Below are 279 nucleotides of genomic sequence, written 5' to 3' on the forward strand. Positions count from 1 at the left end.
CGCGAGACGTTCTCGGACCTGTTCCTGGAACGCTTCGCCCAGCCCTGGACCGAGTGGAGCGAGGCACGAGGCTGGCAGACCCGCACCCAGGCGCACGGCTCCCCCGCGCACCTGCTCGACGTCTACGGCGCCGCCGACATCCCCGAGACCGAGTTCCTCGGTGGTCAGATCCTGCCGAGTCCCGGCCTGCGCGAGGGCGCGGGCCCGGCCGAGCCGCCGGTGTCGCTGGTGTGGCGGTGCGCGTCTTCGCCCGCGCACGTACTGGGCAAACGGCTCGTC

Annotated in this window: 1 protein-coding gene; it reads left to right on the forward strand. The window is 73.1% G+C overall.

The genetic code is table 11. The features are described from left to right. The coding region (locus JHE00_RS34820) for a hypothetical protein (protein WP_200326459.1) at positions 1 to 279 on the forward strand (279 nt) is incomplete at both ends.

Source organism: Prauserella cavernicola (assembly GCF_016595675.1).
GTDB classification, from domain to species: domain Bacteria; phylum Actinomycetota; class Actinomycetes; order Mycobacteriales; family Pseudonocardiaceae; genus Prauserella_A; species Prauserella_A cavernicola.